General features: G+C 70.0%; 21 protein-coding genes. 5 read left to right on the forward strand and 16 right to left on the reverse strand.

Annotated features, from left to right (window positions below; translation table 11 throughout):
- Positions 1 to 290: 290 nt before the first annotated feature.
- From KV205_RS13270 to thyX, 3 genes are all read right to left on the reverse strand, one after another.
- Positions 291 to 1,976 (reverse strand): ribonuclease J, encoded by a 1,686-nt coding sequence (locus tag KV205_RS13270; protein WP_265864461.1) that lies wholly within the window; start codon positions 1,974 to 1,976, stop codon positions 291 to 293.
- A 141-nt stretch (positions 1,977 to 2,117) separates the two neighbouring features.
- Positions 2,118 to 3,017: a 4-hydroxy-tetrahydrodipicolinate synthase gene (dapA, locus tag KV205_RS13275; protein ID WP_265864463.1), complete on the reverse strand. Its 900-nt coding sequence runs from the start codon at positions 3,015 to 3,017 to the stop codon at positions 2,118 to 2,120.
- 206 nt (positions 3,018 to 3,223) lie between these two features.
- Positions 3,224 to 3,967 (reverse strand): FAD-dependent thymidylate synthase, encoded by a 744-nt coding sequence (gene thyX, locus KV205_RS13280; protein WP_265864464.1) that lies wholly within the window; start codon positions 3,965 to 3,967, stop codon positions 3,224 to 3,226.
- Between the two features lie 168 nt (positions 3,968 to 4,135).
- On the opposite strand from thyX, the gene KV205_RS13285 reads away from it, so the two are divergent.
- Positions 4,136 to 4,375, forward strand: coding sequence for a hypothetical protein (locus KV205_RS13285; protein WP_265864466.1), 240 nt, complete (start codon positions 4,136 to 4,138; stop codon positions 4,373 to 4,375).
- A 52-nt stretch (positions 4,376 to 4,427) separates the two neighbouring features.
- Positions 4,428 to 4,976, forward strand: coding sequence for a hypothetical protein (locus KV205_RS13290; protein WP_265864468.1), 549 nt, complete (start codon positions 4,428 to 4,430; stop codon positions 4,974 to 4,976).
- Positions 4,977 to 5,057: 81 nt separating this feature from the next.
- On the opposite strand, the gene KV205_RS13295 is transcribed toward KV205_RS13290, so the two are convergent.
- From KV205_RS13295 to eccD, 6 genes are all read right to left on the reverse strand, one after another.
- On the reverse strand, positions 5,058 to 5,504 hold the full coding sequence (locus tag KV205_RS13295; RefSeq protein ID WP_265864469.1) for a hypothetical protein: 447 nt from the start codon (positions 5,502 to 5,504) through the stop codon (positions 5,058 to 5,060).
- A 5-nt stretch (positions 5,505 to 5,509) separates the two neighbouring features.
- The gene (dapB, locus tag KV205_RS13300; RefSeq protein ID WP_265864470.1) at positions 5,510 to 6,262 is read right to left on the reverse strand and encodes a 4-hydroxy-tetrahydrodipicolinate reductase; all 753 of its coding nucleotides are present in this window, start codon (positions 6,260 to 6,262) and stop codon (positions 5,510 to 5,512) included.
- 50 nt (positions 6,263 to 6,312) lie between these two features.
- Positions 6,313 to 7,692, reverse strand: coding sequence for a pitrilysin family protein (locus KV205_RS13305; protein WP_265864472.1), 1,380 nt, complete (start codon positions 7,690 to 7,692; stop codon positions 6,313 to 6,315).
- Positions 7,689 to 9,899 carry a polyribonucleotide nucleotidyltransferase gene (locus tag KV205_RS13310; RefSeq protein WP_265864474.1) on the reverse strand — a complete coding sequence of 737 codons (2,211 nt, stop codon included), beginning with the start codon at positions 9,897 to 9,899 and terminating at the stop codon, positions 7,689 to 7,691. Before KV205_RS13310 ends, KV205_RS13305 begins: the two co-directional genes overlap by 4 nt.
- Positions 9,900 to 10,170: 271 nt before the next feature.
- Entirely contained in the window at positions 10,171 to 10,458 is a 288-nt protein-coding gene (gene rpsO / locus KV205_RS13315) for a 30S ribosomal protein S15 (RefSeq protein WP_265864476.1), read from the reverse strand.
- Positions 10,459 to 10,665: 207 nt separating this feature from the next.
- Positions 10,666 to 12,141 (reverse strand): type VII secretion integral membrane protein EccD, encoded by a 1,476-nt coding sequence (gene eccD, locus KV205_RS13320; RefSeq protein ID WP_265864477.1) that lies wholly within the window; start codon positions 12,139 to 12,141, stop codon positions 10,666 to 10,668.
- Positions 12,142 to 12,323: 182 nt separating this feature from the next.
- Between eccD and eccCa the strand changes: the two genes are divergently transcribed.
- From eccCa to KV205_RS13335, 3 genes are all read left to right on the forward strand, one after another.
- Complete coding sequence (gene eccCa / locus KV205_RS13325) at positions 12,324 to 16,274, forward strand: type VII secretion protein EccCa (RefSeq protein ID WP_265864478.1); 3,951 nt, start codon at positions 12,324 to 12,326, stop codon at positions 16,272 to 16,274.
- A 194-nt stretch (positions 16,275 to 16,468) separates the two neighbouring features.
- A complete protein-coding gene (locus KV205_RS13330; protein WP_265864480.1) occupies positions 16,469 to 16,936 on the forward strand; it encodes a hypothetical protein in 468 nt (155 codons plus the stop codon).
- Positions 16,937 to 17,043: 107 nt separating this feature from the next.
- The gene (locus KV205_RS13335) at positions 17,044 to 17,277 is read left to right on the forward strand and encodes a DUF397 domain-containing protein (RefSeq protein WP_265864482.1); all 234 of its coding nucleotides are present in this window, start codon (positions 17,044 to 17,046) and stop codon (positions 17,275 to 17,277) included.
- 78 nt (positions 17,278 to 17,355) lie between these two features.
- On the opposite strand, the gene KV205_RS13340 is transcribed toward KV205_RS13335, so the two are convergent.
- From KV205_RS13340 to eccB, 7 genes are all read right to left on the reverse strand, one after another.
- Entirely contained in the window at positions 17,356 to 17,664 is a 309-nt protein-coding gene (locus KV205_RS13340; protein WP_265864483.1) for a WXG100 family type VII secretion target, read from the reverse strand.
- An 18-nt stretch (positions 17,665 to 17,682) separates the two neighbouring features.
- Positions 17,683 to 18,012 carry a hypothetical protein gene (locus KV205_RS13345; protein ID WP_265864484.1) on the reverse strand — a complete coding sequence of 110 codons (330 nt, stop codon included), beginning with the start codon at positions 18,010 to 18,012 and terminating at the stop codon, positions 17,683 to 17,685.
- A gap of 34 nt (positions 18,013 to 18,046) precedes the next feature.
- Positions 18,047 to 19,285: a S8 family serine peptidase gene (locus tag KV205_RS13350; protein WP_265864485.1), complete on the reverse strand. Its 1,239-nt coding sequence runs from the start codon at positions 19,283 to 19,285 to the stop codon at positions 18,047 to 18,049.
- Positions 19,286 to 19,298: 13 nt separating this feature from the next.
- Positions 19,299 to 20,636 (reverse strand): hypothetical protein, encoded by a 1,338-nt coding sequence (locus KV205_RS13355; RefSeq protein ID WP_265864486.1) that lies wholly within the window; start codon positions 20,634 to 20,636, stop codon positions 19,299 to 19,301.
- A gap of 60 nt (positions 20,637 to 20,696) precedes the next feature.
- Positions 20,697 to 21,143, reverse strand: coding sequence for a hypothetical protein (locus KV205_RS13360; protein ID WP_265864488.1), 447 nt, complete (start codon positions 21,141 to 21,143; stop codon positions 20,697 to 20,699).
- Positions 21,144 to 21,280: 137 nt separating this feature from the next.
- Positions 21,281 to 22,567: a type VII secretion-associated serine protease mycosin gene (gene mycP, locus KV205_RS13365; RefSeq protein WP_265864490.1), complete on the reverse strand. Its 1,287-nt coding sequence runs from the start codon at positions 22,565 to 22,567 to the stop codon at positions 21,281 to 21,283.
- A 13-nt stretch (positions 22,568 to 22,580) separates the two neighbouring features.
- On the reverse strand, positions 22,581 to 24,122 hold the full coding sequence (eccB, locus tag KV205_RS13370) for a type VII secretion protein EccB (RefSeq protein WP_265864491.1): 1,542 nt from the start codon (positions 24,120 to 24,122) through the stop codon (positions 22,581 to 22,583).
- Positions 24,123 to 24,148 lie beyond the last annotated feature (26 nt).

Here is a 24,148-nt window from a genome sequence, read left to right on the forward strand (position 1 = left end):
CTCACCCTCGCGGGCTTTCCTCCGGGCGCTTCCTTCGTTTCCGACTCTATCAGATCTTTCCGATCCGATTTCCTCGGCGCTTTCCGGTCCCGATTACTTTCATTTTCGAGGCCTTCCGGCGCGTTCCGACTTTATCAGAAGTTCTGAGTCGGAATTTCCGCCTCCCGGTTCATCCTCCGGGCACGCACTGGTGCCCGGGGCTTCCCCTCTGGCGGAGCCGTAAACGTACTGGAGGGGGGCGCCCCGATGCAAATCGAGGCGCCCCCCTCCCGGCCGTACGCGACGGGTCGTCAGACCTCCACGACCACCGGGAGGATCATCGGGCGGCGGCGGTAGGTGTCGGAGACCCACTTGCCGACCGTGCGACGGATCAGCTGCTGGAGCTGGTGGGGCTCGACCACGCCGTCCTGGGCGGACTTGTTCAGGGCCTGGTCGATCTTCGGGAGCACCGCGTCGAAGGCGGAGTCCTCGATGCCGGAGCCCCGGGCGTGGACGTTCGGGCCGCCGACGATCTTGCCGGTGGAGGAGTCCACCACCACGAAGACCGAGATGATGCCCTCTTCGCCGAGGATGCGGCGGTCCTTGAGGGAGGACTCGGTGACGTCGCCGACCGAGAGACCGTCGACGTACACGTAACCCGCCTGGACCTTGCCGGTGATGCGGGCGCGGCCGTCGACCAGGTCGACGACGACGCCGTCCTCGGCGATGACGATGTGGTCCTTCGGGATGCCCGTCATCGCGCCGAGCTCGGCGTTGGCGCGCAGGTGGCGCCATTCGCCGTGGACCGGCATGAGGTTCTTCGGCTTGCAGATGTTGTAGAAGTACAGCAGCTCGCCGGCCGAGGCGTGGCCCGAGACGTGGACCTTGGCGTTGCCCTTGTGGACGACGTTGGCGCCCCAGCGGGTCAGGCCGTTGATCACGCGGTAGACCGCGTTCTCGTTGCCCGGGATCAGGGACGACGCCAGGATCACGGTATCGCCGGGGACGATCCGGATCTGGTGGTCGCGGTTGGCCATCCGGGAGAGGGCGGCCATGGGCTCGCCCTGGGAACCCGTACAGACGAGCACGACCTCGTCGTCCGGCAGGTCGTCGAGGGTCTTCACGTCCACGACGAGGCCGGCGGGGACCCGCAGATAGCCGAGGTCGCGGGCGATGCCCATGTTGCGGACCATGGAGCGGCCGACGAAGGCGACCCGCCTGCCGTACTCGTGGGCGGCGTCCAGGATCTGCTGGATGCGGTGCACGTGGCTGGCGAAGCTGGCCACGATGATGCGCTTCTGGGCGTTGGCGAACACGTTGCGCAGGACGTTGGAGATGTCGCGCTCGTGTGCGGTGAAGCCCGGGACCTCGGCGTTCGTCGAGTCGGTGAGCAGGAGGTCGATGCCCTCCTCGCTCAGCCGCGCGAAGGCGTGCAGGTCGGTGAGGCGGTTGTCCAGCGGGAGCTGGTCCATCTTGAAGTCGCCGGTGTGGACGGCCATGCCCGCGGGGGTGCGGATGGCGACGGCCAGGGCGTCGGGGATGGAGTGGTTGACGGCGATGAACTCGCAGTCGAAGGGGCCGAGCCGCTCACGGTCCCCCTCCGCCACCTCAAGGGTGAGCGGACGGATGCGGTGCTCCTGGAGCTTGGCCTCGATCAGGGCGAGGGTCAGCTTGGAGCCGATGAGCGGGATGTCCTGCTTCATGCGGAGCAGGTACGGCACGCCACCGATGTGGTCCTCGTGGCCGTGGGTCAGGACGATGCCGACGATGTCGTCGAGTCGGTCCTGGATGGTGGTGAAGTCCGGCAGGATCAGGTCGACGCCGGGCTGCTCCTCCTCGGGGAAGAGGACGCCGCAGTCGACGATGAGCAGACGGCCGTCGTACTCGAAGACCGTCATGTTGCGGCCGATCTCACCGAGGCCGCCGAGCGGGGTGACGCGCAGGCCGCCCTTGGCCAGCTTCGGCGGGGCGCCGAGTTCGGGATGCGGATGGCTCAAAAGACTCTCCTCACCACACGCGCCACGTACCGCTCGGGCACGTGGCGCGCATGACATTCGTGCACTTGCTGTGTGTGTCTTCAGTTACGAGTGTTCATTTACGCGTGTTCAGTTACGGATCTTCGGTTGTGAAGTCTGTTGTCAGACCTGTACCCCGCCGGCGGCCAGATCGACCTTGAGCTGGGCGGTCTCCTCTGCGGAGAGCTCGACGAGCGGCAGCCGCAGGGGGCCGGCCGGGAGGCCCTGAAGGGCGAGGGCGGCCTTGGTGGTCATGACGCCCTGGGTGCGGAACATGCCGGTGAAGACCGGAAGCAGCCGCTGGTGGATCTCGGTGGCCTTCTGGACGTCACCGGCGAGGTAGGCGTCGAGGAGGGCGCGGAGCTCCGGGGCGACGACGTGGCCGACGACGGAGACGAAGCCGCAGGCGCCGACGGAGAGCAACGGCAGGTTCAGCATGTCGTCGCCGGAGTACCAGGCGAGGCCGGACCGGGCGATGGCCCAGCTGGCCCGGCCGAGGTCGCCCTTGGCGTCCTTGTTGGCGACGATCCGCGGGTGCTCGGCGAGCCGGACGATGGTCTCGGTGTCGATCGGGACGCCGCTGCGGCCGGGGATGTCGTACAGCATCACCGGGAGCTCGGTGGAGTCGGCGATGGCCGAGAAGTGCCGGTACAGGCCCTCCTGCGGGGGCTTGTTGTAGTACGGCGTGACGGCGAGCAGGCCGTGTGCGCCGTCGCGCTCGGCGGCGCGGGCGAGCTCCAGGGTGTGGTGGGTGTCGTTGGTTCCGATGCCGGCGACGACGTGGGCGCGGTCGCCGACCGCCTCCAGTACGGCCCGGACGAGCTGCGATTTCTCCGCGTCGGTGGTGGTGGGGGACTCGCCGGTGGTGCCGTTGACGACGAGACCGTCGTTGCCGGCGTCGACCAGATGGGCGGCGAGTCGCTGGGCGCCGTCGAGGTCGAGTGCGCCGTCCGCCGTGAAGGGCGTGACCATGGCGGTGAGGACCCGCCCGAAGGGGGTCTGCGGAGTGGAGATCGGAGCCATGGGTAACACGCTACTCGCTGCTCAGCGCCGGGGGTCCCCTCGGGGGACGCGATAAGGGGAGCCCGGCACTGCCTGCTCGGGGGTTCAAGCAGTGCCGGGTCCGTTTGATCAGCCTAGATGAACTTCACGAAACGTCGCAATACGGACACTTCGCCGGAGATGTTCGTACTTATGTGCGCCCCCGGCGTGCGCCCCCCGCTCACGGGTTACGGCGCGACCCGGCCGTTCTTGTTGAAGGCGGCGTGGGTCAGCGGCATCAGCCGGGCCCACTGCTCCTCCATCTTCTCGCCCACCATCTCGATCTCCCGCTGCGGGAAGGACGGCACCGCGGCCAGCTCGTGCTGGGTGCGCAGACCGAGGAAGTGCATCAGCGAGCGCGCGTTGCAGGTGGCGTACATCGAGGAGTAGAGACCCACCGGCAGGACCGAACGGGCGACCTCGCGGGCCACGCCGGCGGCCAGCATCTCCCGGTACGTGGCGTACGCCTGGCGGTACGAGTCCTCCATGGCGCGCCCGGTCAGCTCGTGCTGCGCCTGGGTGCCCTCGACGAACACGTACTTGCCCGGGCGGCCCTCCTGGACCAGCTTGCGGGACGCGTCCGGCACGTAGAAGACCGGCTGGAGCTCCCTGTAGCGGCCCGACTCCTCGTTGTACGACCAGCCCACCCGGTGCCGCATGAACTCGCGGAACACGAAGATCGGGGCGCTGATGAAGAAGGTCATCGAGTTGTGCTCGAAGGGGCTGCCGTGGCGGTCCCGCATCAGGTAGTTGATCAGGCCCTTGGAGCGCTCGGGGTCCTTCTGCAGCTCTTCGAGGGACTGCTCGCCGGCCGTGGACACCCGGGCCGCCCAGAGGACGTCGGAGTCGGCCGCGGCGCTCTTGACCAGCTCGACGGTGACGTCGCTCCTGAGGTCGATCTTCGCGTCGTGCTCGGTGGGGGTGTCGGTCACCAGCGGTCCTTCCCGGCGGGGCTCGTTGCAGTCGCCCACTCTATCCACCTACGTCTCAAGGATGAGATTGGGCCGCTTTGATGAAAAATCGGCACCAAAGCGCCTTCGTGCTCGTCTGTAAAGACGACAGACACGTTGCAGCACCGAATCCCAGGAGAGTGGCCCCAGATGTTGCTCCGGCGAGAGGCCGTCCCGTTCGCGTTCGTCGCGGAGTCCGACCACTTCCGCAGTAACGTCACTCCCCCGCCGAAGGAACGTCTCACCGCCTCCCAGTACCTCGGCCGCGCCCTCCTCGGTCTCACCGTCGTCGCCGGCCTCGTCGGCTCCCTGGTCTTCGGCATGCCGGCCCTCGGCGGCGGGGACGCGGGCGGCCGGCAGCATCAGTCCGAGGCATCCGACGGCCGCTGAGGTAGCCTCACCGGGCACAGCCACCGAACGTGCTTGTGAGTGAGGACCTGTCGTGCCCCTGCCCTTCCTGACGGCCGACCGCGACTTCGACGCGGCCGAGGACATCGCGCTGCCGTTCGTCGACCACGACCAGTGGCGGCGTCCGTACCGGCCCGGGCCGTGGCGGGTGGGGCTCGCCGCGCTCGCGCTGCTGCTCGCCTCGTTCGTGCTGCTCGCCGCCGTGATCATCGCCGCCGCGGGGGCGCCCGGCGGGGCGATGTTCACCTTCGGCTTCGCCGCGGTGATCATCGCCGCCGCGCTGCGCAGCCTGCGCATGGGCGTCTGGGTCAGCCGGGCCGGCCTGCGGCACGTCCGCTTCTTCACGACGAGCACCCTGCCCTGGCACCGGGCGAACGGCGTGCGCACCGTCCAGCAGCCCGTGCGCTGGCTGGGCCTCCCCCGCACCGTCCAGGGCCAGGCCCTGATCCTCGTACGGCAGAACGGCGAACAGACGCCGCTGCTGACCGACCACAACGCCGACTTCCTCTCCCGCGTCGAGGCGTTCGACCGCGCGGCGGACACGGTCGAGGCGTGGAACGCGGAGTACGCGGGCGCGAGGTAGGACGTCGCCTGCGGGTGCGTTGCGGCCGGTCGCGCCCACACGGCGGAGCCGTAGGTGTCACCGCCCCGCGCCCCTGTGCCCCTACGCCGTTCCGGCGTCGTGCAGCGTGATCGCGCGCTGCATCGCCTTGCGGGCGCGCGGGGTGTCGCGGGCGTCGTGGTAGGCGACCGCGAGGCGGAACCAGGAGCGCCAGTCGTCCGGGGCGTCCTCCGTCTCGGCCTTGCGGCGGGCGAAGACCTCGTCGGCCGAGTCGCGGTCGATCCGGCCGCCCTGGGTGCGCTTCAGCTCGTCGACGGGCAGTCCGCCCTCGGCCTCCAGCTCCGCGGCCAGCCGGTTGGCGCGGCGCGCGAAGCGGGTGTTCTGCCACAGGAACCAGGTGCCGACGACCGGCAGCAGGAACGCTATGGCGCCCATGCCCATGGCGGCCGGCTCGCCGGTGAGGAGCAGCAGGACGCCCTCCATGGCCACCACCCCGAAGACCAGCACCAGGATGGTGGCGAGGAAGACGTACGTGATCTTTCCGCCCATGGTCGTCAGCCCAGGTCCAGGAAGTGCTCCAGGCCGAAGGTGAGGCCCGGAGTCGTGGTCACGCGGCGGGCGGCCAGCAGGATGCCCGGCATGAAGCTGGAGTGGTGCAGCGAGTCGTGCCGGACGGTGAGGGTCTCGCCCTCGCCGCCGAGCAGCACCTCCTGGTGTGCCAGCAGGCCCCGCAGGCGTACGGCGTGCACCGGGACGCCGTCCACGTCCGCGCCGCGCGCCCCGTCCAGGGCGGTGGTGGTCGCGTCCGGCTGGGCACCCAGGCCGGCCTCGGCGCGGGCCGCGGCGATCAGCTGGGCGGTACGGGTGGCGGTGCCGGAGGGGGCGTCCACCTTGTTCGGGTGGTGCAGCTCGACGACCTCGACCGACTCGAAGTACGGCGCCGCGAGCTGCGCGAACTTCATGGTGAGGACCGCGCCGATGGAGAAGTTCGGGGCGATCAGGACACCGGTCTGCGGGAACTGGGCGAGCCAGTCCCGCAGCTGCGCGAGGCGCTCCTCGGTCCAGCCGGTGGTGCCGACGACCGCGTGGATGCCGTGGCGCACGCAGAAGTCGAGGTTGCCCATGACCGAGCCGGGGGTGGTCAGCTCGACGACGACCTGGGCGCCCGCCTCGACGAGCGTCTCCAGCTTGTCGCCGCGGCCGAGGGCCGCGACCAGTTCCATGTCCTCGGCGGCCTCGACCGCTCTGACCGCCTCGGAGCCGATCCGGCCCTGGGCTCCGAGGACCGCCACGCGCAGCTTGCTCATTGCTCTTCCTTACTCGTACTCGTACTCGTACTCGTCGAGGGACTCGGCGGTCAGGAGACCGCTTCGTGGAGGCGGCTCGCCTGCTTGTCCTTCAGCGGGCCTATCACCGAGAGCGAGGGCCGCTGCTCCAGTACATCGCGCGCCACCTCGCGCACGTCGTCGGGGGTGACGGCGGCGATCCGGGTCAGCATGTCGTCGACGGACATCTGGGTGCCCCAGCACAGCTCGCTCTTGCCGATGCGGTTCATCAGCGCTCCGGTGTCCTCCAGGCCGAGGACGGTGGAGCCGGAGAGCTGGCCGATGGCGCGGGCGATCTCGTCGTCGGTGAGACCGTCGGCGGCGACCTTGTCGAGCTCGTCCCGGCAGATCTTCAGCACGTCGTGGACCTGGCTGGGCCGGCAGCCCGCGTACACGCCGAACAGGCCGCAGTCGGCGAAGCCCGAGGTGTACGAGTAGACGCTGTAGGCCAGGCCGCGCTTCTCCCGGACCTCCTGGAAGAGGCGGGAGGACATGCCGCCGCCGAGGGCGGTGTTCAGCACGCCGAGGGCCCAGCGGCGCTCGTCGGTGCGGGCCAGGCCCGGCATGCCGAGGACCACATGCGCCTGCTCGGTCTTGCGGCCGAGCAGCTCGACCCGGCCGGCCGTGCGCAGGGTGCGCCGGCCGTCGCGCGGGGCGATCGGCGCGGCGCCGTCGCGGCCGAGGGCGCCGGCCCGTTCGAAGGCGCGGCGGACCTGCCGTACGACGGTGGCGTGGTCGACGTTGCCCGCGGCCGCGACCACCAGGTGGGTGGGGTCGTAGTGCTTCTTGTAGAAGCGGGCGACCTGGTCCCGGGTGAGCGCGTTGATGGTGTCGACGGTGCCGAGGACCGGGCGGCCCAGCGGGGTGTCGCCGAACATGGTCTGCGCGAACAGGTCGTGCACCATGTCGCCGGGGTCGTCCTCGGTCATCGCGATCTCCTCGAGGATGACGCCGCGCTCGGCGTCCACGTCGGAGTCGAGGATGAGCGAGCCCGTGAGCATGTCGCAGACGACGTCGATCGCCAGCGGCAGGTCGGTGTCGAGGACCCGGGCGTAGTAGCAGGTGTACTCCTTCGCCGTGAAGGCGTTCATCTCGCCGCCGACCGCGTCGATCGCGGCGGAGATGTCGAGGGCGGAGCGCTGCTTGGTGCCCTTGAAGAGGAGGTGCTCCAGGTAGTGGGTGGCGCCGTTGAGCGCCGGGGTCTCGTCGCGGGAGCCGACGTGCGCCCAGATGCCGAAGGTGGCGGAGCGCACCGAGGGCAGGGTCTCGGTGACGACGCGGAGACCGCCGGGGAGGGTGGTGCGGCGGACGGTGCCGATGCCGTCCTTGCCGGGCAGAAGCGTTTGGGTACGGGCGACGGCCCGCCCCTCGGAGGAGGGGCGGGCCGTCGTCGCGGAACTGCGGGACGTCACTGGTCGGTGTCGTCCTTCTTCTCGTCCTCGCCCTCGATCACGGGGATGAGGGAGAGCTTGCCGCGCTGGTCGATCTCGGCGATCTCGACCTGGACCTTGGTGCCGACCGCGAGCACGTCCTCGACGTTCTCCACGCGCTTGCCACCGGCGAGCTTGCGGATCTGCGAGATGTGCAGCAGGCCGTCCTTGCCGGGCATGAGGGAGACGAAGGCACCGAAGGTGGTGGTCTTGACGACCGTGCCCAGGTAGCGCTCGCCGACCTCCGGCATGGTCGGGTTGGCGATGCCGTTGATCGTGGCGCGGGCGGCCTCGGCGGCCGGGCCGTCGGCGGCACCGATGTAGATGGTGCCGTCGTCCTCGATCGTGATCTCGGCGCCGGTGTCCTCCTGGATCTGGTTGATCATCTTGCCCTTGGGGCCGATGACCTCGCCGATCTTGTCCACGGGGATCTTGACGGTGATGATCCGCGGGGCGTTGGGGGACATCTCGTCCGGGGTGTCGATCGCTTCCATCATCACGTCGAGGATGTGGAGGCGGGCGTCACGGGCCTGCTTGAGGGCCGCGGCCAGGACGGAGGCCGGGATGCCGTCCAGCTTGGTGTCGAGCTGGAGGGCGGTGACGAACTCCTTCGTACCGGCGACCTTGAAGTCCATGTCGCCGAAGGCGTCCTCCGCACCGAGGATGTCGGTGAGGGTGACGTAGTGCGTCTCGCCGTCGATCTCCTGGGAGATCAGACCCATGGCGATACCGGCGACGGGGGCCTTGAGCGGCACACCGGCGTTCAGCAGCGACATGGTGGAGGCGCAGACCGAGCCCATGGACGTCGAACCGTTGGAGCCGAGGGCCTCGGACACCTGGCGGATCGCGTAGGGGAACTCCTCGCGGGTCGGCAGGACCGGCACGAGGGCGCGCTCGGCGAGGGCGCCGTGGCCGATCTCGCGGCGCTTCGGGGAGCCGACGCGGCCGGTCTCGCCGGTGGAGTACGGCGGGAAGTTGTAGTTGTGCATGTAGCGCTTGCGGGTCACCGGGGAGAGGGTGTCCAGCTGCTGCTCCATGCGGAGCATGTTGAGGGTGGTGACGCCCAGGATCTGGGTCTCGCCACGCTCGAACAGGGCGGAGCCGTGCACACGCGGGATGGCCTCGACCTCGGCGGCCAGCGTACGGATGTCCGTGACGCCGCGGCCGTCGATGCGGACCTTGTCCTTGATGACGCGCTCGCGGACCAGGGCCTTGGTGAGGCTGCGGTAGGCGGCGGAGATCTCCTTCTCGCGGCCCTCGAAGGCCGGGAGGAGCTTCTCGCCCGCGAGGACCTTGACGCGGTCCAGCTCGGCCTCGCGCTCCTGCTTGCCGGCGATGGTGAGCGCCTGGGCCAGCTCGCCGCGGACGGCGTCGGAGAGGGCGGCGTAGACGTCGTCCTCGTAGTCGAGGAAGATCGGGAACTCGCCCTCGGGCTTGGCGGCCTTGGCGGCGAGGTCGGACTGCGCCTTGCAGAGGACCTTGATGAACGGCTTCGCGGCCTCGAGACCGGCGGCCACGACCTCCTCGGTCGGCGCCTCGACGCCGCCCTTGACGAGCTCGATGGTCTTCTCGGTGGCCTCGGCCTCGACCATCATGATCGCGACGTCGCCGTCCTCCAGGACGCGGCCGGCGACGACCATGTCGAAGACGGCGTCCTCGAGCTCGGTGTGCGTCGGGAACGCGACCCACTGGCCGTTGATCAGAGCGACGCGGGTGCCGCCGATCGGGCCGGAGAAGGGCAGGCCGGCCAGCTGCGTGGAGCAGGAGGCGGCGTTGATGGCGATCACGTCGTAGAGGTGATCGGGGTTGAGCGCCATGATCGTCTCGACGATCTGGATCTCGTTGCGCAGGCCCTTCTTGAAGGACGGGCGCAGCGGGCGGTCGATCAGGCGGCAGGTGAGGATCGCGTCCTCGGAGGGGCGGCCCTCGCGGCGGAAGAAGGAGCCGGGGATCTTGCCGGCGGCGTACATCCGCTCCTCGACGTCCACCGTGAGGGGGAAGAAGTCGAGCTGGTCCTTGGGCTTCTTCGACGCGGTGGTCGCGGACAGCACCATCGTGTCGTCGTCCAGGTAGGCGACGGCGGAGCCGGCGGCCTGGCGGGCCAGGCGGCCCGTCTCGAAGCGGATGGTGCGGGTGCCGAAGGCGCCGTTGTCGATGACGGCCTCGGCGTAGTGGGTCTCGTTCTCCACTAGCGGTTTCTCCTACGTTTCGTCTTTGCGTCCGCGGGCCCGTGTGGCGTGCGGACGGTGCGGGAGAAGCGGTGTCGTGGCGGGCCGGTCTTCGATCGAAGCTCCCGGGGACCATGCCCGGGGGCCACTACCGAGGACCGGCGGCGTGCCGGCTGCTTCTCGCGCGTGGATGTGGCGTTGTGTGACCAGACTAAGTGCCGGGGGGTACATCGCGCACGTACAGCAAAGGGAGCGGCCCCCTGAAAGTGGGAACCGCTCCCTTCACAGCGACTTACTTGGCGCCGGCCGCACCGCGGCGGATGCCGAGGCGGTCGACCAGCGTACGGAAGCGCTGGATGTCCTTCTTGGCCAGGTACTGCAGCAGGCGGCGACGCTGACCGACCAGGATCAGCAGACCACGACGGGAGTGGTGGTCGTGCTTGTGGGTCTTGAGGTGCTCGGTCAGGTCCGAGATGCGGCGGGAAAGCATCGCGACCTGGACCTCGGGGGAGCCGGTGTCGCCCTCCTTGGTGCCGAACTCGGCCATGATCTGCTTCTTGACAGCGGTGTCGAGAGCCACGCGGATCTCCTCTGGTTCGTGCGCCCGCGAGTGCCCCTGGTCTTGGTCTCAGGGGAAGCTTCGGTGACTCGGGGGCGAAGGTCCGATGAGCGCTGCTTCCCGATGTTCACGGGATGCCCGTGGGGTTCCGGAAGCGCGTACACAAACGGCCGTCACACAGCGTACCAGCTTGCCGTACGGCCCCGAGGCGCGCCCCGGGCGAGGGCCTCAGCTGGTCAGCGAGCGGGCCCGCATGAAGACGTCGAGGACGGCGAGGCACAGCGGGACCAGGGAGAGCAGCACGAAGCCCTCGGTGAGGTCGAGCAGCCGGCCCCAGAAGGGCGAGAGGCCCTTGCGGGGGATGATCAGGCCGATCGCGGTGACCAGGGCGGCGCCGGCGGCGACGGCCGCGGTCAGCCAGATCGTACGGATGTCCAGGCCGCCGCGGTCCCCGTACATCAGGAGGTCCTGCACCAGGTCGACCGGCGGGTTCAGGGAGAGGCCGAGGACCAGCAGGGCGATCGCGGCGAGGCCGGCGACCAGGACGCAGGCGACCTGCGAGGTGTAGCGGAAGAGGCGGGCGCGCAGCAGCATCGCCAGGCCGGCGGCGAGGGCGAGCAGCTGGCCCCACATGTTCCCGGCGAAGCCGAGGACGGCCGAGGCGCCGACGACGACGGCGGCGCAGCCACCGACCAGGCCGAGCAGCATCTCGTGGCCGCGGCGGGCCTGGAGCGCGATCCGCTCGCCGTCGACGGGCTGGGCGTCGGGGGCGGCCGGCTGGTGCGGGTCGGCGAGGAACTCGTCGTCGGCGGCGCTGCGCGGGGAGGCGTAGCCGATCGGCAGCCGGGCGAAGCGGGCGGACAGGCTCGGCAGGAAGGCGACCAGGCCGATCGCGACGGGCACGCACACGGCGGCCGTCTGGGTGGCGGAGGCCTCGGTGAGGATCGCGACGAAGGTGGCGAGGGTGCCGACGGTGGCCAGGAAGGTCGCGGCGACGAACGGGGCGTCACCGCTGGGGGTGAGCGCGACCAGGGCGACGGAGGCGACCAGGACGGTGACGCAGCCCATCAGGAACTGCAGCCGGCCCGGTCCCTGGCCGGCGTCCGGGGCGAGGATGCCGGAGCCGGCGATCAGCAGCAGCGGCAGTGCGCCGAGGCCGAGACCGACGGCGGTGGCCCGGTCCCCGTACACCCGGGCGCGGACGCCGGCGAAGGCGGTGAGGAGCACGCCGGCCGCGCCGGCGATGACGCCGGGCAGGCCGTGCATGTCGTGCCGGACCGGGTCGGCGAACCAGAGCACGAAGCCCATGAGGACGAGGAGGAGCACGCCGCCGACGAGTCCGGCGCCGCGCAGCAGGTCGTCGCTCCACAGGTGCCGGTCGCGGGTGACGGCTGAGGCGACGGCGTCGGACACGTCGTCGAAGACGGCCGGCGGCAGGGACTGCGCGAAGGGGCGCAGGCTCAGCACCTCGCCGTCGAGCACCTGTTGGGCGGCCAGCGTGCGGGCGCCGTCGAGGACGGTGCCGTCGCGGCGCACCAGGTGGTACCCGGTGGGGGCGCCGGCCGGCTGGCTCTGCCCGGTGAGCCGGAGGATCTCCGGGTAGACGTCGGCGACGGCGATGTCCTCGGGGAGTGCGACGTCGATGCGGCTGTCCGGCGCCACGACGGTGACGCGGCAGAAGCCGGTCGCTGCGGTCGTACTCACGTGTCTGGACCCCCTGATTCGCGGTTGCGCACACTGCGGCGACACCCTACCGGGGACCACCGACAGTGGCTGCAAGTAGGATCCTGCTCTCACGGGGGAGTCCGCATCGAAACACAGTCGACGGGGGCGCTGGTGCGGTGAATCCTCCCCGAGCCCGCCCGTAACGAGGGATTGATGCGCCGGTGAGCCAGATCGTCGTCAAACGCCCGCCGAGGTCTCTTCCTCCGGAAGTACCCGGTGAGCAACTGGTCCTGGAGTCCCCGCCGGAACTGCCGCGGGGGCAGCAGGAGTCCGCGCTGATGCAGCTCCTGCCGATGCTCGGCATGGGTTCGTCCGTGGTGTTCTTCTTCATGACGCCGTCGCCGATCATGCGCATCATGGGCACCCTGATGCTGGCGTCGACGGTCGGCATGGCCATCGCCCAGTTCGTCAGATTCCGCCGCGGGTCGCAGGGGCAAATGGCCGATGTGCGGCGGGACTACCTCAAATACCTCGCGCAGACCCGGCGTACGGTGCGGCGCACCGCGCGCAAGCAGCGCGACGCGCAGCTGTATCTGCACCCGGCGCCCGAGCAGTTGTGGTCGGTGGTCGCGGAGGGCTCGCGGGTCTGGGAGCGGCGGGTCGGCGACCACGACTTCGCGCAGGCCCGGATCGGGCTCGGCGCCCAGCAGTTGGCGACTCCGCTGGTGGCGCCGGAGACGGCGCCGGTGGACGAGCTGGAGCCGCTGTGCGCGGGGGCGATGCAGCAGTTCCTGGCGGTGCACGGCACGTTGGACGGACTGCCGATGGCGGTCTCGATGCGCGCCTTCTACCACGTGACGGTCTCCGGTGATCCGGAGTCGGCGCAGTCCGCGGCGCGCGGTCTGGTGGCGCAGCTGGTGACCCTGCACTCCCCCGACGACCTGATGGTGGCCGTGGTGGCGGCGCGGGGCGCGCAGGAGCGCTGGGACTGGACGAAGTGGCTGCCGCACACGCAGGTGCCGGGCACGGTCGACGGGGCGGGCACGAAGCGCCTGTTCGGCGACGACCTCGGCGAGCTGGAGCAGCTGCTGCGCTCACGTCTGGAGGGCCGGCCGCGGTTCAGCCGGGAGAGCCAGCCGGTCCTGGACCAGCCGCATGTCGTGGTGGTCCTGGACGGCGGGATGGTGCCGCCGGACTCGCTGCTCGCGGCGGCCGAGGGCCTGCAGGGCGTGACCATCGTCGAGGTGGTGTCGGGCGAGCTCGACGAGCCGCGCGGCGGTCTTTCCGTGGTGGTGCGGCCCGGGCGGCTGCGCCTCGAGTCGGGCGGCGGTTTCGCGTACGAGGGCGTGCCGGACGGCATGTCGCCGCAGGCCGCGGAGGCGCTGGCCCGGCAGCTGGCGCCGCTGCGCATGGGCGGTGGTGACGACGACGAACCGCTGCTCGCCAACCTGGACTTCACGGATCTGCTGAGCCTGGGCGACGCGGCCTCGGTGGACGTGGCGCGCACCTGGCGGCCGCGTTCGGTCGCGGAGCGGCTGCGGGTGCCGATCGGTGTCGGCGAGGACGGCTCGCCGGTCATGCTGGACCTGAAGGAGGCCGCGCAGGAGGGCATGGGCCCGCACGGTCTGTGCGTGGGTGCGACGGGTTCCGGAAAGTCGGAGCTGCTGCGCACGCTGGTGCTCGGTCTGGCGGTGACGCACTCCTCGGAGACGCTGAACTTCGTCCTCGCGGACTTCAAGGGCGGCGCGACCTTCGCGGGCATGTCGCAGATGCCGCACGTGGCGGCGGTCATCACCAACCTGGCGGACGACCTGACCCTGGTCGACCGCATGGGCGACGCGATCCGCGGCGAGCTGCAGCGGCGGCAGGAGCTGCTGCGGTCGGCGGGCAACTACGCCAACATCCACGACTACGAGAAGGCGCGGGCGGCGGGCGCTCCGCTGGAGCCGCTGGCCTCGCTGGTCCTGGTCATCGACGAGTTCAGCGAGCTGCTGACCGCCAAGCCGGACTTCATCGACATGTTCATCCAGATCGGCCGCATCGGCCGCTCCCTGGGTGTGCACCTGCTGCTCGCCTCGCAGCGCCTGGAGGAGGGCAAGCTGCGCGGCCTCGACACGTACCTCTCGTACCGGATCGGTCTGCGGACCTTCTCGGCGGCCGAGTCGCGCACGGCGATCGGCGTGCCGGACGCGTACCACCTGCCGTCGGTGCCGGGTTCGGGCTATCTGAAGTTCGGCACGGACGAGATGACCCGCTTCAAGGCGGCGTACGTCTCCGGTACGTACCGTACGGGCGGGCCGCGTCTGGAGGCCGGCAGCATGCCGATCGAGCGGCGCCCCGCGCTGTTCACGGCCTCGCCGGTGCCCGTGGTGTACGCGGCGCCGGACCCGGCGTATCTGACCGCGCGGCGCGACGACGAGGACGAGGCGCTCGCGGACACCGTCCTCGACGTGATCGTGCGCCGTCTGGAGGGCCAGGGCGTGCCGGCCCACCAGGTGTGGCTGCCGCCGCTCGACCAGGCGCCGTCGCTCGACCAGCTGCTTCCCGGGCTCGCGCAGACCGCGGACCGGGGCCTCACGGCGACCGAGTACACCCGGCCGGGCGGGCTCACCGTGCCGCTCGGCCTCATCGACAAGCCGTTCGAGCAGCGCCGCGAGGTGCTGTACCGGGACTTCTCGGGCGCGGCGGGCCACATGATGGTGGTCGGCGGCCCGCAGTCCGGCAAGTCGACCCTGATGCGCTCGCTGGTCGCGTCGTTCGCGCTCACCCACACCCCGGCCGAAGTGCAGTTCTACTGCCTCGACTTCGGTGGCGGCGGCATGTCCTCGCTGGCCGAACTGCCGCACGTCGGCGGGGTGGCGTCGCGCCTCGACCCGGAGCGGGTGCGGCGCACGGTGGCCGAGGTGCTCGGCGTACTGAACCGGCGCGAGGAGTTCTTCCGCTCGCACAACATCGACTCGATGACGACCTACCGGCGCAAGCGCGCGGCGGGCGAGCTCCCCAACGAGGTGTGGGGCGACGTCTTCCTGGTCATCGACGGCTGGGGCGGTTTCCGCACCGAGTACGAGGGCCTGGAGTCCGTCATCTCCGACCTCGCGTCGCGCGGTCTCGGCTACGGCATCCACGTGGTGATCACGGCGGCCCGCTACATGGAGGTCCGGGCGGCGCTCAAGGACCAGATCCTGGGCCGGCTCGAACTGCGGCTCGGTGACGTCATGGACTCCGAGTTCGACCGCAAGGTCGCGGCGAACGTGCCGACCGGCGTGCCCGGCCGCGGCCAGGTCCCGGAGAAGCTGCACTTCATGGGCGCGCTGCCGCGGATCGACGGATCGAGCTCGGCGAGCGACCTGTCGTCGGGCACGGCGGCCTTCGTCGAGGCCGCCCGCACCGCCTGGCAGGGCCCCGGCGCCCCGGCCGTCCGGCTGCTGCCGCACAAGCTGCCGGCCGAACAGCTGCCGAAGGGCTTCGAGTTCCCGCAGCACGGCATCGCGATCGGCATCGACGAGACGCGCCTGGAGCCGGTCTTCGTCAACTTCGAGACCGACCCGTTCCTGCTGATCTTCGGCGAGAGCGAGTCCGGCAAGACCAACCTGCTGCGGCTCATCGCCAAGCAGATCGGCGAGCGCTACTCCCCCGACGAGGCGAAGCTGGTCGTCGGCGACTACCGGCGTTCGCTGCTCGGCGCGCTGCCGGAGGAGCACCTCCTGGAGTACGCGCCGATGGCGAGCTCCATGCAGATGCACATGGAGGCCCTGTCGGGCGTCTTCGCCCGCCGCCAGCCGCCGCAGGACGTGACACCGCAGCAGCTGCGGGACCGCAGCTGGTGGTCGGGCCCGCAGGTCTTCATCATCGTCGACGACTACGACCTGGTGGCGACCAGCGCCGGCAACCCGCTGGCCCCGCTGGCCGAGTACCTGCCCTTCGCCCGCGACACGGGCGTCCGCTTCATCATCGCCCGCAACAGCGCGGGCGCCTCCCGCTCCCTGTACGAGTCCTTCATGCAGCGCATCAAGGAGCTGGGCGCCCAGGGCGTCGTCCTCTCCGGGGACCCCTCCGAGGGCGACCTCGTCGGCACCGCCCGCCCCCGCCCGATGCCCCCGGGCCGCGGCTACTTCGTGGGCCGGCGTGGCCAGGCTTCGCTGGTGCAGACGGGGCGGCTGCCGGAGCGGTAGGCCGCGGACGTGTCGGGGCCGGCCTGGTGACCGCGGTCACGAGGCCGGCCCTCGGCGTCCCCGGCCGGCCGAGTCGGTCCCGATCGAGACTTGCCTCCTCCGAGACCTGCTTCCTGCGAGACCTGCTTCCTTCCAGTGTTACCTCCTTGGCGACTTGCCTCCTTCAAGAGTTGCCTCCTCCGAGAGTTGATCCCATGAGCCTTTTCGACACGTTGACCGGAACCAGGCGCCCGAGCCCGGGTGTGGCGCCCCGCTCCGCCGAGGAGATCCGGCGAGCACTGCTCGGGCTGAACGGTTCCGAGACGGCGTACGTGGTGCGCGTCGGCACCAGCGGCGAAGGCGCCGACCTGGTCGCGGAGTGGCGGATCCGTGAACTGAGAATGCGCCTCAGAACCCGGATGCGTCTGGTCCCGGAGACCTGCGAAGTGCGTGCGCTCGACGAACGGTGGGAGGCCTCGACGCCCGATGCCCCCGGCATGCGGTACAGCCGCGGGGCCGGATTCAAGGTCGATCGCCGCTGGACGTACGAGAAGGGGCCGGACGGCCGCCGCCACCTGGTCGAGACGTTCCGCTTCGACTCGCGGGACATGCGGAACGCCCTGGTGAGGGCCGTCCTCGACGCGGGCTGGACCTGGCGCGGAGTGGTGTTCGGCAAGCTGTGAAAGAACCGGGGATCCGGCTGACAGACGGGTCCCCGGGCACCCATGATTGATCTGCAACGACGCGCTGCCGACACCGCGTCGAACGCCGCACGAAGGAGCAGAGCCAGATGGGTACGCAGCAGGAGAAGGACGAGCTGTACGCGCTCGACATCAGCGACGTCGAGTGGCAGGGCGCCCCGGGGACGAGCGCGGACGAGGAGCGCGTGGAGATCGCCCATCTGCCGGGCGGCGGGATCGCGATGCGGTCGTCGCTCGACCACGAGACGGTGCTGCGGTACACGAAGGCGGAGTGGGACGCGTTCGTACTCGGCGCGAAGGACGGCGAGTTCGACCTCCGGTGAAGCACCGGCGAGCATGAGAAGGGGCCCGCTCCGGGAGGAGCGGGCCCCTTCTCATGGGCGGCCGGGTCGGCCGGCAGGTCAGTACGACTCGGTGAAGAGGCGCGAGGCCTTCACGTCGGTGGCGCGGTAGCTGTCCTTGCCCTGCTCGATGATCTGGGCGATCTTCTCGAGACGGTCCTTCATGTCCGTGGCACGGTGCTTGTACTTGCCCTGAAGGATCTCGTACTCGCGGTGCGCGTCACCGTCCCACGTGTCGGTGACGACCTTGAGCGCCCGGTCCATCTTCTCGAGGTCCTCGATGATGTTCTTCGAGACCGTCCGGATGCGGTTGGCCATCTCCTGAACGCTCTCGTACCGGACCTTGGTCCCGTTGGCGTCGACAGACATGTTTGATCCCCCTTTTCGTCAGATGTTGTTGAGCGACGAGTGGTTGACGGCGGCGAAGGTGGCGCGCACCTCGTCGTCGTTCGCGTTGCTGAGGTTCTTCGTCTCGCCCACGGCGTTGAGGAGGACGTTCAGCAGACGGCGGATGGTGTCGTGGTCCTCGTTGAGGTTCGTCTGAGCCGTCTTGAAGCCGATCGCACCGACACCGGTCCAGCCGGCGGCGCAGGTCTCGAGGATGTTGGCGAGCTCGCGCGCCTGCTTGGAGACCGCGCCACCCGTCTCAATGATCTTGTTCTTGGCCTGAGTGATCGGATCGTCTGCGAGTCCGAACCCACCAGCGGGAGTGCTCATGTGATGCTCCTCTTGTTGTCGATGCTGCAGCTGTTCATGCGTCTGTCGACGCTCTCCTGCGTACTCCCGCCACGACGCCGAAGCCGATCAGGGCGACGACTGCGACGGCACTCGCGGCGATGGCCCAGAGCGGAAAACCGCCCTCGTCGGGCTCTGCGGCCTGGTTGTTGTCCTTGGCCTGGCCGTTGCCGCTTGCCCCCGTGTTCTCAGGAGAGGGGGAGGTCTGGGATGGCTTGGACGCCTGGGAAGTCGGTGAATTGCTCACACCCTGCGCGGCGAGCAGCGGATTCACGTTGGGGTCGCCCGGGTTTCCCTTGCCTTCGAGGAGGACCTGGGCGGGGCGGATGGTTCCGTAGCCGATGTACTTGGAGGGGACGGGTCCGTTGTGGCCGGCCGTCTCCATCATGACCCGGAGGACCTGGTTCGCGGTCCAGTCGGGGTGAGCGGACCAGATGAGGGCAGCGGCGCCGGAGGCGATGGCGGTGGAGTGGCTGGTGCCACTCAGGGCGCAGAATTGCGTCTTGTCCTGTGTGCAACGTCCCGGCATCTCCACACCGGGGGCGGCAAGGGCAAGGTAGGAACCGTGGTTGGAGAACTTGGCGACCTTGCCCTTGTTGTCAACCGCGCCGACGGCGACCACTCCGGGGATGGAAGCCGGATAAACAGCGCCGCCGCTCCCGTCGTTGCCGGCACCCGCGAAGATCAAGGCGCCCTTCTTGCGGGCATAGTCAACCGTCGCCTGCCAATCGGCAGTCTCCTCGGTGAGCGCGGGACCGGCCCTGGAGATGTTGATCACGCGCGCGCCATTGTCAACGGCATAGCGGATGCCCTTGTACGTCGGCCCCCATCCGGCGTTCGAGTTGGCCCCGGTCTTCACAGGAAGAATCGTTGCGCTGGGGGCGATGCCTTTGACCCCGCCGTCGGCTCCGCTGCCAGCGATCGCAAGAGCCATGTTCGTGCCGTGGCGGTCGGTGTCCTTGTCGTCCACACGGCCCAGGCCACCCGTCTCGAAGTTCCGCCCGGGCAGCACCTTTCCACGGAGCTCCGGCAGCGTCGAATCGACTCCGCTGTCGATGACAGCGACGGTGATGCCCTTGCCCGTGGCCACCTTCCACAGCTCATCGGCCTTCATCGCATCCAGGTACCACTGGCGCGACCGCATGTCGTCCGCCGTCGCGGCCGGCGCCGCGACGGTCCAGGTGGCGACGACGGCCGACATGGCGCCGAGCAGGGCTGCTGCGCGGCGCCCGGCGACCCGGGTGAAGGGGGACATCAGGGAAGTGCTCCTAGTCGATGACGGGCGGGACGATCTGGCGCTGGCCCGAGGTCCACGTCTCCTCGTCCTCGGACAGATAGTCGGGGCGGTGGCCCGGCTGACGCCGTTCCTCCCCCTCGTGCTGCGACGAAGCGGGCGGACGCACCAGGCCCGTGCCACCGGGCGTGAAGGCCGAGCGTCCATTCACACCGGACGCCGTGGGCGCACCCACGGTTCCGCCCGGCTGGCTCGCCAGACGACGGCCTGCGCCGCCCTGGCCGCCGGTCGGGCCGCCGTGCATGCCGCCGGCGCCCGGGCCGTGCATGCCACCCGCCCCACGGCCGTACGGCATCGACGTCCGCTCCTCGCCGATGACCATGCCCTTGGGCATGCGGCCCATCTGCTGGTTCGTCAGCGGGCGGCCGGGCACCTGACGGCCACCGGTGATGCCCTCGGTGCGCCCCATCGGGCCGAGCGTGCTCGGACCGGGCAGCCCGGTGCGGTTCGCGGTGCTCGGCAGGCCGGTGATCGGCGCCTTGGGCAGCTGGTAGCCGCTCTGCTGACCCATCGGCGGCGCCGTGGGCGGCAGCGGAAGGGGCATCGGATTCGTGGTCACCGGCGGCGTCCCGGTGGTGGTCACCGGCGGCTGCACCGGCGGCCGGTTCGTGGTCTCCGGCGGCGGCGTCAGCGTCACGGAGTCGAGGTTGGTGTCCACCTCGGACTCCGGCGGGAGCGCCGGCGGGGTCGACGGCGGGTTCACCGGGTCGACGATCTGCCGCTGAGTGCCACTCGGGCTCGACACTTCAGCCCGCTGGAACGTCGTGTGACCGGTCTGAGTGGTGCCCGTGCCGGAACCCGTTGCCGAGTACATCCCAGAACCGGTGCTGCTACCGGCTCCGTACTCCCGCTCGGAGACGTCAACACCGGCATCGTTCATCGGCTTGAAATCGGGCTGGCGCTCCGCCGCCATCCGGTTGCTCGTCGTGTCGTAGTACGACGAAAGCCGCTGCATCGCGTTGATCGCTTCCTGCAGCTTCGGACCGGTCTCCGCCTCAAGGCGGGCCTTCTCCTTCTCCGGGTCGGCGAAACACATGCCCGCGGGCTTCGGCACGGCAGCCTTCGCCTCGGTCAGCGCCTGGCCCGCGGACTTCATCTCGTCGGACACGACCTTGGTGAAGTCACCGAGGACCAGGGTCTCCGAGACCATGCCGGCGCCCCACTTGCGGAAGGCCTCGCCGCCCTCGCCCTCCCACTCCACGCGGGAGATGTAGTGACGCAAGTCCCTGGCAATGGCCAGGATCTTCGGCGCGGCCGCCGCGAGCGCCGTGCCCGCACCCGAGAGATCCTCGGGCTTGGCCGACGCGATCATCGCGTACAGAGCGTCCAGGGACTTCCCCTCGAACTCTGACATGGTGTTGCCCTCCCCCGCTTAGCTGAATCCGCCGGAATCCGTGGTGCTGTTCGCCGGCCTTGCCGGGTCCGGTGCCGCCACAGTCGGATGACGCTTCTCGTAGTCGTCCCGCGACCGCTTCGTGATCTCCTGGAAGCGCTCGCGCTCCTCCTGGTCCACGTTCGCGTAGCCCTTGTCGGCGATCTGCGCGCGAATCCCCATCGCCTCGATCGTCTCGCCGAAGATCTTCGTCAACTCTTCGAGCCGCGTGTGCACCTTCTCGTACGCCCCGTGCAGCTCGGTCGCCGCGCTGAAGCCCGTGCCGTACGACGCGGCCGTGACCTTCTGCTCGCCGATCTTCGTGTGCTCGGCCGGCGAACCCTTCAGGTCGTCGACCAGCTTCTGCATACGCGTCTGGAAGGTCAGGAGCGTCACTTCGCCGACATCGAGCCCCTGCTTGCCGCCGTCCCCGTTCGGCCCTGCCACTTCGGTTTCCCCCTCGTCACACGTACGAACTCGACCACTCTATCGATTCGGTACGACAGTTCCAACTGCAAAGCTACCTAGGGGTTCCCTAGGTATTCCTACTCATCCGACGACTCGTCCAAGGCATATCTGACGGCTCATCGGACCGCCTTCCGGCGCCGTCCGTCCCTGATCACCACGGCCGTCCCCGCCACCACCGCGACCAGCACCCCCGCGATGCCCAGCGCATACGTCGCAAGGCGCTCCGAGCGCTCCTGCGGGGTCTCCGACATGGCCATGTGGGCCGGTTCGGGCGCCTCGGCCTTTGGTGGGCCCGGGTCCGGGGTGGGGCCGGTGAGCGGGGGTTCCGGGCCGTCGGCGAGGGCGCGGACCGGGTCGACGACGCCCCAACCCACGTGGTTGTCATGGCCGTTGACCGCGCGGATGGCCGTCTGCTCGATCCGGGTGGCGATCTGCGCGGCTGTCCACTTCGGGTACTTGGCGCGCAGCAGGGTCGCCACGCCCGCGACGTAGGGGGCGGAGAAGCTGGTGCCGTTGTCGACGCACTGGCCGCCACCGGGGACCGTCGAGACCATGTCGACGCCCGGGGCGGCGACGCCGACGAAGGTGCCGGACTGGGAGAAGGCGGCGCGTTCGTTGTTGCGGTCGGAGGAGGCGACGGCGAGGACCCCCGGGAAGGCCGCGGGGTAGGTGTTCTTGAGTTTGCCGTCCATGCCGTCGTTGCCCGCGGACGCGACGACCACCACGTTCTTCTCGATCGCCTTGGCCACCGCCTTCGCCAGCGAGGACTCGGGGCCGAGCGGCTGGGTGGTGTCCTGGGAGATGTTGATCACCTGGGCGCCCTTGTCGAGGGCGTACTCGATGGCCAGGGCCATCGTGTCCGACTTGCCGCTGTTCTTCTCGTCGTTCTGGCGGATCGGGATGATCGTCGCCTCGGGCGCCAGGCCGACGAAGCCCGTTCCCTTGCGCGGGCGGGCGGCGATGATGCCGGCGACCTTGGTGCCGTGGCCGACCTCGTCGACGGTGCCGTCGGTCTTGCCGCGCTGGTCGTTGCCCGCGCCCAGGTTCTTCTTGTCCGGCTTCAGGTAGTCCTTGCCGGCCTTCGCGTCCACCGCCGGCTTCAGCTGCGGGTTGACGTCGTCGACGCCGGTGTCGATGACCGCGACGCGGACGCCCTTGCCCTTGGTGTCCTGCCACAGCTCGTCGAGCAGCACCCGCTGGAGCGACCAGGGGATGCCCTCGATCTGCTTCTTCATCGGGAACGTGCACTCGCCGCTGCCGTCCACCCCCAGCGGAGAAAGCCCCTGAGGGGAAAGCCCCTGGGGGGAAGGCAGCCCCCGCTCCACCGCGGCCGCCGGGGACACGGTGAGCAGACCCGTCAGGGTCGTCGCCGCCAGCAGGGCGGCAGTCTTCCGGGAAGTCACCCGTACCTCCCCCTCACGAACCCTGCGGCTGGCGCGCGCTGTTGGTGTCCAGGCGCGGGCCCTTCGACAGGAACTCCGACCACTCCATCGGTACGAGCACGGGCGTGACCTTCTCGTAGCCGAGCCGCTTCTGCGCGTCCGACGGCTCCGGGCGCCCGTCCGAGGTCTTCTGCTGGTTGCCCGTGCCGATGTCGGAGTGGCCGGCGTCGCTGTCGCCGTTGGCCTGGACGGCATAGCGCAGTCCGGTGTCGGTGACGAGGAAGAGCGAGCCGTCGGGGGTGGACTGCTTGCCCTGGATCTGGGTGTAGAGCAGTCCGGTGCCGGGGGTGACGTACGTGCTGGTGCCGCCGGCGGTGATGTCGGCGGGGTACTTGGGGCCGGCCCAGGTGGACAGGGTGGTGCCGCCCTTGGCGTCGACGCTCTCCAGGACGGAGCAGACGGTGTCGCGGGAGCCGGGGCCGCCGACCGAGTTGATCTGGGTGGACTTCCGCTCGGGCCAGCGCAGTTGGGCGCCGAAGGCGGTGCTGTCCGGCGTGAGCGACTGGAGGTCGACGGGGGTGGCCTTGCCGGCCATGTCGAGGGAGTCGGTCAGCGGCGACTGGATGAGCAGCCAGGCGGTGAACTCGGAGACCGGCTGGACCTTGCCGTCCAGGACCACGTAGTGCTGGGGGCCGGAGCCGGTCTGGGCGAGGAGCACCATGCCGACCTTGTCCTGCTCGGGGGTGAGGCCGCCGCGGACGTGGGCGTCGGCGCCGACGGTGCCGGGGATCGGCGGGAAGTCGACGGGGCTGCCGGTCTTCAGGGTGGCCAGCCAGTCGTCGGTGACCTGCTGCGGCTGCCGGCTGCCGAACAGGGCGTTGGTGAGCTTCTGGTTGTTCTCGGCGACGTGGTACTTGGTGCCGGTGTGGTCGACCAGGTACTGGGCGCTGTCCTTCTGCCCCTTCACGTACATGACCTGGCCGGCCTTCAGCTTGTTGCCGTTCTCCGTCCGGCCGAGGTCGCGCTTGGCGAAGAGGAAGGTGGCCTTCTGGACGCTGCCGCCGTTGCCGCCGCCGGGCTGCTCGCAGACCGCCCAGCGCTTGGCGGTGCCGGCGTCGTCGGCGCCGGGGAGGCGGTCGGGGGCGTACGGGATGCCGAGGATGGGGCCGCGCGGCGGCTTGCCCTCGTCGAGCGTCTTGTCGTCGACCTGGATGACCTGGAAGTCGTCCGGGTTGAGCAGCAGGCGCGCGGAGGCGAGGTTGAGCACCGGGTGGAGCAGGGTCTTCTTGTCCTTGCCCTTGCCGGTGGTGAGGACGACATAGCGGGTGGTCGACTGCTTGCCGACGATCACCTTCTTGCCGGGGTCGTCCCAGCCCTTGGGCGCGGTCGGCTTGAACATGCCCCAGGCGCCGAAGCCGGCCATCACGAGCGCGCCGACGATGACTCCGGGCAGCACCGCGCGCAGCGGCCTGGGCGCCCCCTCCTCCGTACCCGAGGGAGAGGGTTGGAGGAATGCCGCGACCGTGCGCTTCTTCGCAAAGGTGTACGCGTTGAGCTCGTCCCGCCGTGATGCCATGAGTCCCCGTTTCCGTCAGGCGCAGT

It is taken from the genome of Streptomyces sp. SKN60 (assembly GCF_026236535.1).
Taxonomy (GTDB): domain Bacteria; phylum Actinomycetota; class Actinomycetes; order Streptomycetales; family Streptomycetaceae; genus Streptomyces.